The organism is Pedobacter sp. GQ55 (genome assembly GCF_059758925.1).
The window spans coordinates 24,850-38,629 of record NZ_JCAXEI010000007.1; the positions used below are offsets into that span (position 1 = coordinate 24,850).

At 37.4% G+C, this 13,780-nt stretch carries 12 protein-coding genes; 4 read left to right on the plus strand and 8 right to left on the minus strand.

Annotation, left to right across the window (positions count from 1 at the left end; all coding sequences use genetic code 11):
- Window positions 1-99: 99 nt before the first annotated feature.
- The 6 genes from AC6CH7_RS18015 to mutL form a co-directional block, all read right to left on the minus strand.
- Window positions 100-957 (minus strand): nuclear transport factor 2 family protein, encoded by an 858-nt coding sequence (locus tag AC6CH7_RS18015; protein ID WP_498264065.1) that lies wholly within the window; start codon window positions 955-957, stop codon window positions 100-102.
- Window positions 958-1,034: 77 nt separating this feature from the next.
- A complete protein-coding gene (gene cysS / locus AC6CH7_RS18020) occupies window positions 1,035-2,495 on the minus strand; it encodes a cysteine--tRNA ligase (protein ID WP_498264066.1) in 1,461 nt (486 codons plus the stop codon).
- An 18-nt stretch (window positions 2,496-2,513) separates the two neighbouring features.
- Window positions 2,514-3,626, minus strand: coding sequence for an endonuclease/exonuclease/phosphatase family protein (locus AC6CH7_RS18025; protein WP_498264067.1), 1,113 nt, complete (start codon window positions 3,624-3,626; stop codon window positions 2,514-2,516).
- A gap of 33 nt (window positions 3,627-3,659) precedes the next feature.
- Window positions 3,660-4,520, minus strand: a complete 861-nt coding sequence (locus AC6CH7_RS18030; RefSeq protein WP_498264068.1) for a rhomboid family intramembrane serine protease — start codon at window positions 4,518-4,520, stop codon at window positions 3,660-3,662.
- Window positions 4,513-5,238 carry a rhomboid family intramembrane serine protease gene (locus tag AC6CH7_RS18035; RefSeq protein WP_498264069.1) on the minus strand — a complete coding sequence of 242 codons (726 nt, stop codon included), beginning with the start codon at window positions 5,236-5,238 and terminating at the stop codon, window positions 4,513-4,515. The genes AC6CH7_RS18030 and AC6CH7_RS18035 overlap by 8 nt, the downstream gene beginning before the upstream one ends.
- 4 nt (window positions 5,239-5,242) lie before the next feature.
- Window positions 5,243-7,129, minus strand: coding sequence for a DNA mismatch repair endonuclease MutL (gene mutL, locus AC6CH7_RS18040; protein ID WP_498264070.1), 1,887 nt, complete (start codon window positions 7,127-7,129; stop codon window positions 5,243-5,245).
- Window positions 7,130-7,320: 191 nt separating this feature from the next.
- Between mutL and AC6CH7_RS18045 the strand changes: the two genes are divergently transcribed.
- Complete coding sequence (locus AC6CH7_RS18045; protein WP_498264071.1) at window positions 7,321-9,138, plus strand: serine hydrolase domain-containing protein; 1,818 nt, start codon at window positions 7,321-7,323, stop codon at window positions 9,136-9,138.
- 124 nt (window positions 9,139-9,262) lie between these two features.
- Entirely contained in the window at window positions 9,263-9,829 is a 567-nt protein-coding gene (locus AC6CH7_RS18050) for a DUF1579 domain-containing protein (RefSeq protein WP_048907517.1), read from the plus strand.
- Window positions 9,830-9,915: 86 nt separating this feature from the next.
- Here AC6CH7_RS18050 and AC6CH7_RS18055 read toward each other — a convergent pair whose 3' ends face one another.
- On the minus strand, window positions 9,916-10,878 hold the full coding sequence (locus AC6CH7_RS18055; protein WP_498264072.1) for an isopenicillin N synthase family dioxygenase: 963 nt from the start codon (window positions 10,876-10,878) through the stop codon (window positions 9,916-9,918).
- Between the two features lie 246 nt (window positions 10,879-11,124).
- Here AC6CH7_RS18055 and msrA point away from each other — a divergent pair, with 246 nt between their 5' ends.
- Window positions 11,125-11,724, plus strand: coding sequence for a peptide-methionine (S)-S-oxide reductase MsrA (gene msrA / locus AC6CH7_RS18060; protein ID WP_498264073.1), 600 nt, complete (start codon window positions 11,125-11,127; stop codon window positions 11,722-11,724).
- 206 nt (window positions 11,725-11,930) lie between these two features.
- Here msrA and AC6CH7_RS18065 read toward each other — a convergent pair whose 3' ends face one another.
- Window positions 11,931-12,914, minus strand: a complete 984-nt coding sequence (locus tag AC6CH7_RS18065; RefSeq protein ID WP_498264074.1) for an outer membrane beta-barrel protein — start codon at window positions 12,912-12,914, stop codon at window positions 11,931-11,933.
- Window positions 12,915-13,139: 225 nt separating this feature from the next.
- On the opposite strand from AC6CH7_RS18065, the gene AC6CH7_RS18070 reads away from it, so the two are divergent.
- The gene (locus AC6CH7_RS18070) at window positions 13,140-13,772 is read left to right on the plus strand and encodes an NAD(P)H-dependent oxidoreductase (protein ID WP_498264075.1); all 633 of its coding nucleotides are present in this window, start codon (window positions 13,140-13,142) and stop codon (window positions 13,770-13,772) included.
- The last annotated feature ends 8 nt before the right edge of the window (window positions 13,773-13,780 follow it).

Sequence of the window (13,780 nt, forward strand, 5' to 3'; positions counted from 1 at the left end):
TTTACTGTATAAAAGAAAGGGTTTCTTAAATCAACTCTTAAGAAACCCTTTCATGATAAATATGATTTATAAAATAACGCTTTCTCCCGCTACATGTTGTTAACGCTCTGCAGGTGCAAATGCCATTGCAATAAGGTTCCAGTTAAAATCAGCCTGACGTTCGTAAATAAACACATAGTTGAAACTCTCTCTTAAATCAGCTTTATAATCTACTGTCGCAAGACCATATGTATAGGCCAAATCACCTCCATCAGCTTTATCTACCTTTGTAGTTTTTAGCGACACCTTACTCATCATGCTATTTAAGAATGCGATTGCTTTATCCTTGCCAATAATAGGCTCATAACCTGGAAACAAAACTCTTGCATCCGAATTCAAGAATCCCGCAAAAGCCGACACCCCATAAGATTTAAGGGTAGCATTTAAAGTCTTTTCTGTAGTAGCTATTATATTAGCTCCTGTTGCACGTTCCTTATCATTTAAAAACTTAGGTTTATGAAAATCCTTTGGTTCTACAAACTCTTCTGTAACCTTATTTAATGGTTTATTATGTGTTGTACCAAGGTCTAAGGCAAGTTCCCACTTACCATTAACTGCCTTCCATACAGAAAGGTATTGTCCATAAAGAGTTTCTTTGTGTGCTAAAGTAAAAGGTCCTGTGGTAAATCCCCAGTCACCACTTCTTGATACTTTTGCATATACTGGTGTCCAACTTAAATCTTTAGTATCGTCTTCAGTCGCATAAAATGTTTTGGCATTTACAGCGTTTGGTCTGAAAACTATACCATCTGCAGCTGAATAGGTAGTAAATGCAGCTTTTGCACCATTTTTTGCCAGGTTCTCGGCAAAATCTTTCTCTGCTTTAACAAGTGATTTAGTGCTTCCATCTGATTTTTGAGCGTAAGCACCAATCGTCATGGATGCAACAGCAATTGTATAAAGAAATTTATTCATCATCGTTTTTAAATAGTTCTGTGCTAAGATAAGGGTTGAGTAATTTTTTCCTTTAAAAAGTAATTAACAATTACACAAAATTAGATTTTATTCCAGGTTGTTCCATCTTTACTGTCTTTCAGTTGGATACCCATGCTTTGTAAACCCAATCGTATCTTATCTGATGTAGCATAATCTTTGTTCTCTTTAGCCCCTTTTCTTATGTCTATAACGAGATCAAGAACCGAGTTTAATTCGGTATTTGAAGTCTCTTCATCCTTCAACCCAAAAACATCAAATACAAAATCATTCATGAGTTTTTTTAACTTTTCCAGCTCAACCTCAGATATATTGCCTTTCCCGTCATGAACAGTATTAATAATACGAACTGCTTCAAATAACTCGGCAATAACAACCGGACTATTAAAATCATCGTTCATTGCTTTTACACAATTGCTAGCTATTGGTTCAATTTCAAAATCACTATTTGCCGAAGGAGTTAGCTTTTCCAATAAATTCACTGCATTCATCAATCTTCTGAAGCCTTTTTCCGACGCATCCAAAGCATCATTAGAAAAATCTAAAGTACTTCTGTAGTGTGCCTGCAGCATAAAGAACTTAACAGTCATTGGGCTAAATCCTCTTTCAAGTAAAGGATGGTTTCCTGTGAAAAGCTCCCCGGGTAAAAATCCATTGCCAGCACTTTTAGACATGCGTGTGCCGTTTACAGTAAGCATATTGGTATGCATCCAGTATTTTGCAGGTTGTTTATGACTGCAAGCCTCCGATTGTGCAATTTCATTGGTATGATGAGTAGCCGCAAGGTCCATACCGCCACCATGAATATCAAATTCGTCTCCTAAGTACTTCGCACTCATAGCCGAACATTCTATATGCCAGCCCGGAAAACCAACACCCCATGGAGATGCCCAACGCATAATCGTTTCGGGTTTAGCTTTTATCCATAATGCAAAGTCTAACCTTCCATGCTTTTCGTCCTGCCCACCCAATTCCCTTGTGTTGGCAAGCATATCTTCCAGATTTCTGTTGGTTAATATGGTATAATTATATTCCTCACTATATTTTTCTACATCGAAATAAACAGTGCCGTTTATCTCATAAGCATAGCCATTCTTTATGATCTCTTTAATCATTTCAATCTGCTCAATAATATGACCAGTTGCAGTAGGTTCGATACTTGGAGGTAGTGTATTAAACATCCTTAATACATCATGGAAACCCAGGGTATATTTCTGAACAATTTCCATTGGTTCCAATTGCTCAAGCTTAGCTCTTTTAGCAAATTTATCATCTCCTTCATCCCTATCCCCTTCCAAATGGCCCGCATCGGTAATATTCCGTACGTAGCGTACTTTATAACCGCTGTATTTCAAATATCTGAATATTAGGTCGAAAGATATAAAAGTGCGACAGTTCCCTAAATGAACGTCACTATAAACAGTAGGGCCGCAAACATACATTCCTACATTCGGGGCATTAAGGGGTTCAAAAAGTTCTTTCTTACGTGATAGGGTATTATAGAGCTGTAAGCCTGTATTCATTTTGCAAATGTAAAAATTTTAGGGGTTTAATCTCAAATCGCTGCGAACGGGAAAATGATCAGATAATTTAGCATCAATAATGCGGTAATTGATCACTTTGATATCTTTAGTTGTTGCAATATAGTCAATTTGAAAATTAGGAAATTTACCGTTATAAGTTCTCCCAAGGCCTGTGCCTTGTTCTTTAAAAGTGTTATTTAATGATTTTGTAAGTTGCGTTACTGCATAAGATGCCGGGGTATCATTAAAATCACCTGCAATTAAGAAGGGGGTTTTACATGTTTCCATGTGATCTTTCATAACATCAACCTGTCCACTTCTCTTAACAAAAGCATTTTTAAGAAGTGTTAAAATTCGTTTCGAAGGCACAAGATCCGCATCCATCTTTTGAGTAACCTTATCTATATAACTATAATCTTGCTTATCGAATGAAATGGACTGTAAGTGCACATTGTAAACCCGCAGTTTTTGCTTTTTAATCATTATATCAACAAAAATACTGGCATTGCCTCCAAAATTCTCCCCGAATACGATAATGCCTTTATCCTTTATAGGATATTTTGAAAATATAGCCAAACCGGTCGCCTCGTAATCGTTCGCTGAAGAAGGCACAAAGTAATAGTATGGTGTTTTTAATATTCTTTTTAGGCTATCAGTGATGTCATAAGGGCCTTTACGACGGGTAAAATACTCCTGAAAACAAATGATGTCCGGATTTTCATTTCTTATAAGTTCCAGCATCTGTTGTTTCACCGATTCAATATTGTCTAACCCATAAGGTTTAAAGCTATGAACATTATAGGTCATCATTCTTACATGCTCAGGTTTCTCTTTGGCTTGTTCACCTGATTTGCCAAAGATCCCTATTGTCGCTGTTAAAGCTCCCCAGCCTACAAAAATCAATACAATTGTTCCAATCGCAAAGGCCCATCGCTTTCTAATACACCACCATACTATCATGAAGATATTGAAAAGCAGAATAAAAGGATATGCCAAACCAAAGAAGGGAATGTATTTATATTCACGCGGATCAAATCTACCAGCTAAAAAACCAAGCACTAAGGTAATTGCCAAAACAACAGCTGCCAGGCGAACTACTTTATCAATAAATGTTGGTTTATTTTTCTTCATTAATCTATACCCTTGCCTCTTCAATAAGCCCTATTAATGTTTACTGGCTTTAAATAAAGTTTCCTTTTCTTCTTTTGTTAATTTATCATACCCCGACTTAGAAATTTTATCTAAAATCGAATCTATTTCTCTTTGATCAACCGATGACTCTTTTTTCTTAGCAGATGGTTTAGCCCCATTATTTTTAACCACTCTTAACTTAGGTTTTTTCTTAAAAAGATTACTCCAATCTGTCCCACTCTGAAGCACTTTAATATACGTAAAACCTATAATCGCTCCTCCAATATGAGCAAAACTGCCACCTGCATTCGCAGAAGTAGTTCCTATCAAATCTAACACGATGTATGCTATTGCCAGGTATTTCAATTTAACATCACCAAATAACAACAACCTGATACTATAATCAGGCACCAGTGTAGCCGTTGCAACAATAATAGCCATAACCGCTGCTGATGATCCAATTATAACTTGTCCAGAAATCCCACTAATAAATACCGGAAAAATATTAAAAGCCAAGGCAAACAATATAGCACCGGCAAAGCCTCCTGCTAAATACACAAAATGGAATTGACGGGGTTTCAGGAAATCTAAAAAGATTTTGCCCACCCAATACAACCACAACATGTTAAATAGCAAATGGAGGAAACCTCCATGAAAAAACTGATAGGTGAGGACGGTATAAAACCTTACAGGAAGCTTTGCTAATGAAGCTGGAAAACCAAAGTACTCTCCTATTATTGCATCGAAATTAATACCATTCCCCGAAAGAAAAAACGGCACATTTATGATCGCGACAACTACAAAAACAAAAGTATTTATACCTATATATAAATACGAGGGATTGCCTGAGTGAAATACTTTGTTCTTTAAGTCCTGAAATACACTGTTATTCATAATATTTATAGAATCTATTATTGTCCTTATCTTTCCAAAGCTTAACTAAAATAAAGCCAATTAATGCCCCGCCCAAGTGTGCATAATGCGCAACTGAATCTCCTTGAACTCTTGCTACTCCCATACTTAGTTCAAAAAGAATATATACAGGGATAATGTACTTTGCTTTTATCGGAACTGGGATAAACAGAATATACAATTCTGTATTTGGGTAGAGCATACCAAAAGCTACCAGCAGACCAAATACGGCTCCAGAAGCACCAAGCATTGGTCCATTGTAGATTCCTATAAGCGTTTGAACTTGTGCTTGGGTAAGGTTCTGTAAGTGATAAAGAGCCTGACCTGGCATAGCTGTCCCCGCTATTTGATATACTTCAAATGCCTGTACTGCCCACTGAAGACCCAATGCGCCAAGACCAGTAATCAGATAAAAATTAAGAAAACGCTTAGCGCCCCATCTGGATTCTAACACTCCTCCAAACATGTATAAAGCAAACATGTTAAAGAAAATATGCATAAAGGTCCCAGGACTATGCATAAACATATAAGTAATCGGCTGCCAGATCTTAAAAAATGGAGAATCGAAATAAAATACAGATAGCTTTTCTACTAGTAAATAACCACCCTGACTATCTTTAAACATAAAAGTTGCAGCAAAGAAAATTACATTGATAATCAACAGGTTCTTTACAACAGGTGGTATATGGATGTTATTCATTTTATTATTTATCAAATTTTTTATCAAGTTCCGTTAGTCCAATTGTTTGAATAACCGGCTTTCCGCTTATGCTAAAGTTAGGAGTTTTACACGCAAAAAGCTGCTCAATAAGCATATTCATTTCTGCTTGCCCTAATACTGTTCCACTTTTAATGGCACTGTTTCTCGCCATACTTCTGGCCAATGCATCTCTTTTATCCAATTTCAATTCCTGTTGCGAATTTTTGAACCCTTCTATCAGATGTTCAAATAACTGAGTTTCATTTATATTACTACTTCCAAGATCAACAGGAATCCCTTCAATAACTAACGTATTTTTACCAAATTCTCTTACCTCAAAACCCAAACTTTTTATGTCATCAAGTAAGCTCTTTGCCAACTCATAATCGTTAGGACTTAAAGTAACCGTTTGCGGGAATAAGCTTTGTTGTGATGCCCCTTTTCTATCTTCAAGATGCAAAATAAAACGTTCATACAAAACCCTTTCGTGTGCCGACTGCTGATCTATTAGCATAAGACCAGATTTAATCTGCGATATAATATAGCGATTATGAAGCTGCATCAGTTGCTTCTGTACAGGAACAAGTTGATCATCGCCCTCATTACCAGGCAAATCAAGAGACGACTGCTGAGCAGGATTATGATTCGCGATTTCATAAAGAGAGCCCCAATTTTTCGTACTTGCCGGCATTTTACCACCTCCTGATCCGTAACTTTTAGGAAAACTTGCATAAGAAGAATCCTGACTATAGGATGAATCTCTTGCTGCCGGTTTATCTGCCGCAAAAGGATTAAAATCCGGATTAAAGCTAATGCTCGGTGGTACTATTTCTTCGGGCGCTTTATGGGTTATCATACTGCTAAACCCGGTTTCCTGATCAAAATCTATGGTTGGGCTAATATTAAACCGCCCTAATGATCTTTTTACAGCAGAGTGCAGAATCGCATATATCGATTTTTCATCGAGATACTTAATTTCTGTTTTTGTAGGGTGCACATTGACATCAATCTTGGAGGGGTCGATGTCAATAAATAACACATACAAAGGGAAGTTATCATCTGGCAATAATTCCTCATAAGCCCTGTTCACTGCATGATTAAGGTAGGGATCCTTAATAAACCTATTATTTACAAAAAAGAATTGCTCACCACGTGTCTTTTTAGCAAACTCGGGTTTACCTATAAATCCTTTTAAGTTAATGATAGAGGTTTCCTCTTCAACAGGAATTAATCGTTCATTATAATTATTACCAAATAAATGGACTATTCTTTGTTTTAAAGCCGAAGCTGGCAGTCTATAAATCTCAACGCCGTCATGATGAAGGCTAAAAGCAATACCTGGATTTGCCATTGCTACCCGCTGAAACTCATCAATAATATGACGCATTTCTGCCGGATTACTTTTTAGGAAATTTCTTCTGGCAGGTGTATTATAGAATAAGTTTTTTATACTGATGCTCGTTCCTTCAGTCGTAGCTACCGGTTCCTGCTTAATGAAACTGGCACCTTCAATCTCAATTAAAGTTCCTATTTCATCTTCATGCTTGCGGGTTTTCATTTCAACTTGCGCAATGGCAGCAATAGACGCCATTGCTTCCCCCCTAAAACCCATGGTCCTGATTGCAAAAAGATCTTCAGCTTTACGGACTTTTGAAGTAGCATGGCGCTCAAAGCACATACGGGCATCAGTAACGCTCATCCCGCACCCGTTATCTATAACTTGTATCAATGCCTTTCCGGCATCTTTAACAATCAATTGGATTTTATTAGCTCCCGCGTCTATAGCGTTCTCTAATAGCTCTTTTACTGCCGATGCCGGGCGCTGCACCACCTCTCCTGCTGCAATTTGATTGGCAACACTATCGGGTAAAAGTTTTATTATATCTGACATTTATATTCCTTGGTAAAGGTTGCTAATTTATGCAAAATAAGCCTCATATCGGCTCTTCTTTTCAGATAATTGATGAGCATTCACCAGATATTACCATAAAATTACCATTATATTTACATCGCGATGTGCGCATCAAAAAGTCAAAAATTACGTTTGTAAGAACAAAACTACATTAAGGGAGAAATACACCTATGAGAAAAAATAACCTGGCAGGTATCATTGCAATTAGTTTCCTCGCCCTATTTACATTCACAGCCTGTGCTCAGGACCACAAACAAAACGAACAAACTCTCGCTATTTTAAATTCTATTGAGCGCAACATCACCCTCTTAAATAATCATGAAAATGTAATTCCCCTGCTAAATCTTGATAAAAAGAATATAGCATCTGTTAATCTGGGATTTACCAGTCAAACTATATTTGATAGCCTTTTAAATAAATACGCCAAAATTAGATCATTCTCGTCTGCCGATTATCAAAATTCAGCCGCTTTAAACGATCTCGAAGATGATCTGAAATATTTCAATATCGTTATTATTTCCCTTCCGTCCACAGCAGCTAATGACGCACGTAATATTAATTTTATTCAAAGTTTAAGCAGTAACAAACAGGTTATTATTTCTTTATTTGGAGATGGAAGAGCTCTTTCTTCCTTTGATGCAATTAAATCCCCAATTGTTTGGACTGATCAAAGCACACCTTTAGCTGCCGCTGTTACACCTCAGGTAATTTTTGGAGGAATTGGTGTCAACAAAAAGCTTACTACTAACTTCTCAGCCAAGTACACCGCAAATTCAGGATTCACTACGCTTCCAATCCGGTTAAAATATACACTGCCGGAAGATGCAGGCATAAATACTGATAACTTAAGAGAGATCGACAACATTGCCAATGAAGCTATTAATGCGCGGGCTACTCCGGGGCTTGTAGTACTGGTAGCTAAAAACGGGAAAGTGGTTTTCAATAAAGGCTACGGTACACATACTTACGATGACAAAAGCCCCGATAAGGTTAGCGACATATTTGATCTGGCATCTATAACCAAAATTACAGCAACTACTCCCACTGTAATGCGCCTGTTTGAAGAAAAAAAGCTTAAACTGGATACAAATATAGGAGCTTACATTCCTAAGGCCAGAACAACGCCGATGAACAACATCCATGTAAGAGAGGTCATGCTTCATCAGGCAGGGTTCATTCCGTATATTCCATTTCATGATGCCATCAAACCCACTGACCATAGTCCAGATTCTTCGGCTGCCTATCCAACAAAAGTGGCTGATGGATATTATGTAAGAAAGAATTATTTCAAAGACGTGATGTGGCCTAAAATGTTAAATGCGCCAATCAGAACCAGAGGCAAATATGTATACAGTGATATTAGCATGTATGTAATGAAGGATATTGTTGAACGTATCAGCGGAAAACCGCTAAACGAATACGTTAGCGAGAATTTCTATCAACCACTTGGGATGCAAACTGCAGGTTTTTTACCGCGAAACCGGTTCAGCAGAGATCAGATCATTCCAACAGAAAACGATACTTATTTCAGAAAAACTTTATTAGTAGGGTACGTTCATGATCAGGGAGCGGCATTAGTTGGTGGCGTATCAGGACACGCCGGTTTATTTGCAAGTTCAAATGACATGGTCATTATGTATCAAATGCTACTTAACAAAGGTACTTATGGAGGTCAGCAGTACTTTAAACCAGAAACAGTAGATATGTTTACTCAAAGGCAATCAGCCGTTAGCAGGCGAGGATTAGGATTTGATAGATGGGATCCGGATCTGACAAAGAAATATCCTTCAGAACTTGCATCCTCACAAACTTACGGGCATACGGGTTACACCGGTACTTGTGTGTGGGTTGATCCATCAAGAGGCCTGATTTACATCTTTCTTTCAAACAGAGTAAACCCTTCCGTAAGTGATAAACTAAGCACAATGAAAATCAGAGGAAGAATTGAGGATGCAATAATTAAGGCTGTTGATAAGGGCGCAAAATAACCAAATAACCTTCTGAATTTCAAATAAATGTATAAATCACTACACAACTTTGTACATTTAAATACTGCAGTTCATATAGAGGTATTTTTTTCGTAAATTAGGTATAACCTAAAATCATATAGTTATGAAAAAAGTATCAATTATTGCGGTTCTGCTAATGCTTGTCGCAGTAGGCCGAGCCCAAACCCCGGACGATGCCATGATGAAAGCCTGGGAGGCCTACATGACTCCAGGTGATGTACATAAAATGATGGCCAAAGATGATGGCACATGGGATGCAGAGGTAAGCATGTGGATGAGCCCCGATGCCCCGCCAGCAAAAAGTACAGGCTCTTGCACAAACACCATGATCATGGGTGGGCGTTATCAGCAATCCTCCTTTAAAGGAACTATGATGGGAAAACCTTTTGAAGGGATGGGTCTTATGGGATATGACAATGCAAAAAAAACATTTGTAAGTTCTTGGGTTGATAACATGGGGACCGGCATTATGAATATGGAAGGAACATGGGATGACGCAACAAAATCTATTACACTTAAAGGCAAAACTGCTGATCCGATGACAGGTAAGGACCTGGATGTTCGTGAAGTATACAAAGTAATTGACGATAAAAACCATCTTATGGAAATGTACATGACCACTGATGGCAAGGAAATGAAAACCATGGAGATTAAATTTACCAGAAAATAAGAATTTAATCCAGGTGATTTTTCACAATAAGGCCCAGTCTTGCAATCTTTCAAAGCAAAATCGGGCCTTATTGTTGAATATCAAATTTATTTTTTTAATCCAATTTCTCTCAATCTTTCATCAAGATACTCACCCGCGGTCATATCATCATAAACCTTGGGGTGCTCAGCATCTATGCAAGATTCCAGACTTGTTAAATCCATATCAGAACGAGGATGCAAAAAGAAAGGAACCGAAAAACGTGAGGTTTTCATCAGCTCTCTTGGAGGATTTACAACCCTATGTGTTGTAGAACGGAGTTTATTGTTTGTTAACCTTTGTAGCATATCTCCTACATTTACGACAATATCAGTATGGCCAGCTTTAATAGGCAGCCAGTCGTTACTGCGTGTAAACACCTCCAGACCATCTGCGCTTGCCCCGATCAACAAAGTGATAAGGTTAATGTCTTCATGAGCACCTGCACGAACTGCATCATCCGGTAAAGCATCAGGATCCGGAATAGGGAAATAATGAATTCCTCTTAAAATTGAATTACCATTATGAACATGCTTGTCAAAATATTCGATCGGTAGTCCCAGATAAGTAGCAATTGCACGCAACAAATGCTTACCATTCCCCTCCAAACGTTGGTAGATCTCCCTTGTAACTTCATTAAATTCCGGGATCTCTTCAAGGTACTCATTATCCGGATATTGACTTTTAATAGGATCACCATCCATAACCTCCTGGCCAATTTGCCAGAACTCTTTTAAATCAGCTGTTTTAGCTCCTTTTGCGGTTTCTTTACCAGCGCTGGTATAACCTCGCTGACCGGCAAGTTCAACTCTTTCATATTTTTTCTTCTGCTCAACAGAAAGCCTAAACATTGATTGTATATTCTTATACAGCTTTTCGATTAATTCCTGACTTACCCCATGATTAGTGATGGTTACAAAACCAGAATCATTAAATGCCCTGCCCAGTTCGTCAGAGAATTTTTTACGCTGTTCTTCATTTCCATTGATGTATGAACCAAGGTCCAGACAAGGAATATAAGGTGTTGACATAGTGATTTATTTTTATGAGTAATAACAATCTAATTTAAGAAACAATTGTTAATAAACAGTAAAGGCACATCGGTAACATATATAACATTCTGCAAGTAACTATCTTAAGTTATTCACAAGATCAAGGACAAAATAAGATTATCAGGTAATTGTAAACTTAGAATCAAATCAAATTAATTAAAAACTATGTACCTTCCTGCTACGTAATTTTACATGAAAGATGATTTTCAAAATTGTATTCAAATTATGAGAAATATATTAATTATGGCTATAATCCTTTTGTCGACAGGCGGTGCAGATGCGCAGTCTAAAGGTCAGCAAAAAGCGACATTCGGCATGGGATGCTTCTGGTGTTCAGAAGCACTATTTCAGCGTTTAAATGGGGTTACAAATGTTAAATCAGGTTTTGAAGGAGGCAATGTCCCTAATCCATCCTACGAAGATGTATGTTCCGGAGCAACTGGTCATGCAGAAGTAATTGAGGTTACCTATGATCCCGCTAAAATAAAATACGATGAACTTCTTGAAGTATTTTGGAAAAGTCATGATCCAACTACCTTAAATCGTCAGGGTGCGGATGTTGGCACTCAATATCGCTCAGTTGTTTTTTATCATAATGAAGAACAAAAAGCGCTGGCAGAAAAATATAAAAAGGAATTGAATGATACCAAAGCCTTTGGTAAGCCAATTGTAACAGCTATCAATAAGGCATCTACATTTTATGTAGCAGATGGATATCACCAGAATTATTTTAATAAAAATAGTAACCAGCCATACTGCCGCCTTGTAATTTTACCAAAAATGGAAAAACTCGAAAAGATATTTAAAGCGAAGCTTAAACATTAAAAAGCTTTTCTAATAATTTGAGGATAGTGTCCAAAAAGGTAATTTCGGATTCTGATCTTAGCATTAGAGAAAACACAAAGAAGTAGTAATGACAGCTAGGTGCAGCACATCGCTATCACCACCGCCTCATCCTGAATTTATTTCAGGATGACGATGACCACAATCAAATACTAAATACACCTTTCCGAACACTCTCCTTTGTAATACTATATTCCAATTTTAAGTCCAACGTTTAACCCCAATCCTCCAATGTTAATATACGAACGTAAATCATCTGAAGGCTTAGTAGGGTCATAATTAGGCTGTCCTTTGACATTCATTGTAGAATTAATGGTCTTATGATAATTAACCTCCCTGTCACCTTTTGGCTGATCTTCTAAAGTCAGTTGTCTAGACCCTGCCGGAGTGTTCGTGGCATTAACCACTACAGTTGCTGTTCCATCGTAACTTCTAAGTTCCTTATCCTTACCACCAACCGAAATATTACGATACTCTATTTCTGAGAATAAACTTATATTATTTCCAATCTTATAATCAAATCCTAAAGCACTTTGAAATCCTATTGTTGGTTTTGGATTGATGCGCTCTTCTCTTGCCAGAACAAGAGTTGTGCGAGTACCCGGAGGAGACACTGTTCCCTGAGAAGCTGCAATCTGACCAGTCTGATCATTAACTGAAGTATTGATTTGCAAATACCCACCAACCGGAACTATCACCCCAATTTTACTATATGGCTGGAATTTCCCTGTATTCGGAATTCGGAAAACTAATGCTGGTGTTACATCAAATGCTTTTACTTTACCCACAGCATGCAGACTTAACACATTTGCTCCGTTATTTATTACAGTTTGCCTCAGCATATCCTGCTCTTCACTCTTAAAATAATTAACTCCCACTTCCAAACCAATAATCTTATTAAACTGATAACCGCCAACCAGGCCTGCCCTAAAACCTTGTCCAAAAGACCCTGTTAATGTTGTTTCTGAAGTCGTTGTGGTTGCACTTGCACCAGTTCCTGTAATGGTGGTTGTTTTATCTCTTGCTAATTGGCCATTTATTGCCGGAAACTCAACTGGAGTTACTTTCATAAAATAGCTACCTGTCGGTTTAATGTAAAAGCCTTTTTCTTGTGCTAATGAAGACAGAGAAGCAGTGGCTAGTAATACTGCTGATAGAATTAACTTTTTCATAGTAGATTAAATTTGGTATGTGTATGCACTCGCTTTTATCTATGCATGCATAATAATTAACGTATGAAACCAGAAAAAAGTTTGCTATCATTTTAAAGTCATAAGCTTTAGTATTTTTTTTTGTTTTGACTAACGTAACTACATTTGCTAACACTGTTATTTTTAAAGCTCATGTTAGAGCTGAAAATAAGTGCTGAACGATAAAAATAAACTAAGATTTTCAATATGAGCTTAATAGAGGCCTTAAACTGGCGATATGCCACAAAAAAAATGAACGGTGAAAAAGTGTCACAAGATAAAGTTGATCAGATTCTTACCGCTGCACACTTAGCGCCAACATCATCGGGTTTACAACCATTTAAAATTATAGTTGTTACCAATCCTGAACTCAAAGAAAAAATTAAAGCTGCAGCTTATGAACAGTCTCAGATTACTGATTGTTCTCATTTATTAATCTTTGCTGCCTGGGACAACTATACCGAAGAACGTATCAAAGCGGTTTTTAATCGGGCAAACAATGAGCGTGGACTACCAGAATCAGCAACAGCAGATTATGTAAATAAATTGATAAGTATTTATACAGCAAAAACTGAAGAAGAAAACTTCCACCATGCAGCTAAACAATCTTATATTGGCTTTGGAGTTGCATTAACAGAAGCTGCTATATTGAAAGTGGATGCTACCCCAATGGAGGGTTTTGATCCGGCAAAAGTTGATGAACTATTAGGTTTAAGAGAACAAGGATTGCGTAGTACAACCTTACTTCCATTAGGCTATAGAGATACAGCCGGCGATTGGTTAGTAAACCTTAAAAAGGTTCGCACTCCGTTACAAGATTTCGTTATTGAATTCAAATAACATAGTGA

Excerpts from the sequence above, each read along its gene's own strand:
- cysS (WP_498264066.1), bottom strand. The coding sequence starts at position 2,495 with ATGAATACAGGCTTACAGCTCTATAATACCCTATCACGTAAGAAAGAA.
- msrA (WP_498264073.1), top strand. The coding sequence starts at position 11,125 with ATGAGAAATATATTAATTATGGCTATAATCCTTTTGTCGACAGGCGGT.
- AC6CH7_RS18030 (WP_498264068.1), bottom strand. The coding sequence starts at position 4,520 with ATGAATAACAGTGTATTTCAGGACTTAAAGAACAAAGTATTTCACTCA.
- AC6CH7_RS18025 (WP_498264067.1), bottom strand. The coding sequence starts at position 3,626 with ATGAAGAAAAATAAACCAACATTTATTGATAAAGTAGTTCGCCTGGCA.
- AC6CH7_RS18050 (WP_048907517.1), top strand. The coding sequence starts at position 9,263 with ATGAAAAAAGTATCAATTATTGCGGTTCTGCTAATGCTTGTCGCAGTA.
- AC6CH7_RS18055 (WP_498264072.1), bottom strand. The coding sequence starts at position 10,878 with ATGTCAACACCTTATATTCCTTGTCTGGACCTTGGTTCATACATCAAT.
- AC6CH7_RS18065 (WP_498264074.1), bottom strand. The coding sequence starts at position 12,914 with ATGAAAAAGTTAATTCTATCAGCAGTATTACTAGCCACTGCTTCTCTG.
- AC6CH7_RS18070 (WP_498264075.1), top strand. The coding sequence starts at position 13,140 with ATGAGCTTAATAGAGGCCTTAAACTGGCGATATGCCACAAAAAAAATG.
- mutL (WP_498264070.1), bottom strand. The coding sequence starts at position 7,129 with ATGTCAGATATAATAAAACTTTTACCCGATAGTGTTGCCAATCAAATT.
- AC6CH7_RS18035 (WP_498264069.1), bottom strand. The coding sequence starts at position 5,238 with ATGAATAACATCCATATACCACCTGTTGTAAAGAACCTGTTGATTATC.
- AC6CH7_RS18045 (WP_498264071.1), top strand. The coding sequence starts at position 7,321 with ATGAGAAAAAATAACCTGGCAGGTATCATTGCAATTAGTTTCCTCGCC.
- AC6CH7_RS18015 (WP_498264065.1), bottom strand. The coding sequence starts at position 957 with ATGATGAATAAATTTCTTTATACAATTGCTGTTGCATCCATGACGATT.